The organism is Azospirillum melinis, from assembly GCF_013340935.1.
Lineage (GTDB): Bacteria > Pseudomonadota > Alphaproteobacteria > Azospirillales > Azospirillaceae > Azospirillum > Azospirillum melinis.
In genome coordinates this window covers 1-2,135 of record NZ_WHOS01000134.1, presented here as the reverse complement: position 1 = coordinate 2,135, position 2,135 = coordinate 1, and the positions used below count along the sequence as shown (strand labels likewise).

At 72.1% G+C, this 2,135-nt stretch carries 2 protein-coding genes and 1 pseudogene; all 3 read left to right on the top strand.

Annotated features, from left to right (window positions below; all coding sequences use genetic code 11):
- Window positions 1-314: pseudogene (locus tag GBZ48_RS35735) on the top strand (hypothetical protein); the annotation flags it as partial.
- Between the two features lie 185 nt (window positions 315-499).
- Complete coding sequence (locus GBZ48_RS35730) at window positions 500-1,405, top strand: SMP-30/gluconolactonase/LRE family protein (protein WP_174475361.1); 906 nt, start codon at window positions 500-502, stop codon at window positions 1,403-1,405.
- 15 nt (window positions 1,406-1,420) lie between these two features.
- Window positions 1,421-2,135, top strand: a 715-nt coding sequence (locus GBZ48_RS35725; RefSeq protein ID WP_174475360.1) for a LysR family transcriptional regulator, incomplete at its 3' end; no start/stop codon positions are given.

Here is a 2,135-nt window from a genome sequence, read left to right as displayed (position 1 = left end):
CGCAAGCCGACCGGTACCCCGCCGACCAGTCCGCCCAGCACTCCGCCGAGCCGCCCGCCCCCAGGCCGGCCCCGAACCCCGAGGACCCGCCCGCCGTCATCGTCCCCGAACTGGACGACGACGACATCCCCGGCGCCATCCGCGAGCGCCATCCGCCCAGCCCGGCCCTGATCGCCGCCGTCGTCGCCCAGCCGGAGGCCGCCGGGCCGAAGGGCGTCTTCCCCTACACCCTCAACCAGTACGAGGAGTACCCCAACCTCAACCCCGGCCCGGTCGGCCGCCGCGGCGTCGGCGCCTTCTCCTGGCGGCGGTAAGGGGCGGCGGCAGGGGGCGGCCGGACGATGGAACATCCGCCGGATCCTGTTCCACGCCGTTCCATCCTCCGCCGGGCGCGGCACCGGTCCCGCCAGGGCGCTCGCCAGAGTCCTTGCCAGAGTCCTTGATCACGCGGCCGAACTGTCCGACCCTGCGGGTCCGTTCGACTCCCGAGGATCATGCGATGACCGCCGGCCCTGCCGTCACCCCCGCCTTCACCTGCGTGCTCGATGCCCGTGCCAGGCTGGGGGAGGGGCCGGTCTGGTCGGTGGACGAGCAGGCGCTCTATTGGGTCGACATCAAGGGTAAGGCGCTGAACCGCTTCGATCCGGCGACCGGAGCCAACCAGGCCATGGCCCTGCCGGAGGAGATCGGCTGCGTCGCCCAGCGCAAGGGCGGCGGCTTCATCGCCGGCCTGCGCTCCGGCCTGTGGCAGCTGGACGGGGAGGGGCGGCCGGTGACCTGCCTCGCCGCCAATCCGGAGGACCAGGGCGCCAGCCGCTTCAACGACGGCAAGACCGATCCCGCCGGCCGCTATCTGGCCGGCACGCTGGACGAGCCGAAGGCCGGCGGCAAGGCGCATCTCTACCGCTACGACCGCCGCGGGCTGGCGGTGCTGGCCGGCGGGCTGCTGACCTCCAACGGGCTGGCCTTCAGCCCGGACGGGCGGACGCTCTACCATGCCGACACGCCGACCTTCACCGTCCGCCGCTACCGCTACGATCCGGCGACCGGGGCGATCTCGGACGGCGAGGTCTTTGTCCGGCTGGAGCCGAAGGACGGCGACCGCGGCCGGCCGGACGGGGCGGCGGTGGATGCCGACGGCTGCTATTGGTCGGCGCTGTACGAGGGCGGGCGGGTCGCGCGCTTCTCGCCGGACGGGGAACTGCTGTCGGAACATCCGCTGCCGGCGCGCTGCCCGACCATGGTGGCCTTCGGCGGCCCCGACCTGCGCACGCTCTACGTCACCACCGCCAGCGCCGGCCGCCCCGCCGACGAGCTGGAGCGGCTGCCGCAGTCGGGCGGGCTGTTCGCCATGACGGTCGATGTGCCGGGCCTGCCGGTCCCGCCCTTCGACCCGGCGGTTTGAGCCAGGGGAGGGACGATGTTCCGCAAGTTCGTCTATCTGCTGGCACTGGCGCGCGAGAAGCATTTCGGCCGCGCGGCGGAAAGCTGCCACGTCTCGCAGCCGACCCTCTCCAACGCCATCCGCCAGCTGGAGGAGGAGCTTCAGGTCCCCATCGTCGAGCGCGGCCAGAAGTTCGAAGGCTTCACGCCGGAGGGGCTGAAGGTGCTGGAATACGCCCGCCGCATCGTCGGCGAGCGCGACAGCCTGCGCCACGAGCTGCTGGCGCTGGCCCAGGGCGTCACCGGCCATCTGCGGCTGGGCGCCATCCCCACCGCCCTGCCGGTGGTGCCGCATGTGCTGACGCCCTTCACCACCCGCTTTCCGCACATCCGCTCCAGCGTCGTCTCGCTCAGCTCGCGCGAGATCCAGCGCGGGCTCGACGAGTTCGAACTGGACGCCGCCATCACCTATCTCGACAACGAGCCGCTGAACAACGTCCGCACCCTGCCGCTCTACACCGAGCGCTACCATCTGCTGGCCCGCCGCGACGATCTGGCGGAGGAGCTGATCGCGCAAGGGGCGGTGCCGTGGGAAAAGGCGGCGAGCTTGCGGCTCTGCCTGCTCACCCCCGACATGCAGAACCGCCGCATCGCCGACACCGCCTTCCGCATGACCGGGCGGACGGTGGAGCCGGCGATGGAGACCAACTCCATCGTCACCCTCTACACCATCGTCCGAGCCGGCAGCTGCG